Here is a 600-nt window from a genome sequence, read left to right on the forward strand (position 1 = left end):
CGGCAAAAGCCGGCCGTCGTGTGTCAAAGGGAAAGCCCCAGGCCCTGACGCCGACGGACACCGCGTCGCTGGCGCGCCAGAATGAGGAGCGCCAGCACCAGATGCGCGCGTTGATCGCGCTCGGTCGCGAGCGCGGCTATCTCACCCACGCGGACATCAACGATCACCTGCCCGACAACTTTACGCAAACGGCGGCGATGGACACCATCGTCAGCACGTTCAGCGACATGGGCGTGGCGGTGTACGAACAAGCGCCGGACGCGGAAGCGCTCCTGCTGACCGACGCCGCGCCGGCCGTGGCATCCGACGATCAGGCGGACGAGGAGGCGGAAGCTGCGTTATCGACCGTCGATTCCGAATTCGGCCGCACCACGGATCCGGTTCGGATGTACATGCGTGAAATGGGGGCCAGCGAACTGCTGACCCGCGCCGGTGAAATCGAGGTCGCGAAACGGATCGAAGATGGCCTGCAGGACATGATTCAAGCGATTGCCGCGTGTCCGTCGATCGTGTCCACGATTCTTGCCGACGTCGACCGCATCGTTGCCGGCGAACTGCGCATCGACGAACTGGTCGATGGCATCAGTGTCGACGCCGATG

General features: G+C 64.3%; 1 protein-coding gene. It reads left to right on the plus strand.

What is annotated here, in order from left to right; all coding sequences use genetic code 11:
- Positions 1–600, plus strand: a 600-nt coding sequence (locus DIE06_RS37970) for an RNA polymerase sigma factor region1.1 domain-containing protein (RefSeq protein ID WP_409364542.1), incomplete at both ends; no start/stop codon positions are given.

Origin of the sequence: Burkholderia sp. Bp8998 (assembly GCF_003854235.1) — a bacterium.
Classification (GTDB): Bacteria; Pseudomonadota; Gammaproteobacteria; order Burkholderiales; family Burkholderiaceae; genus Burkholderia.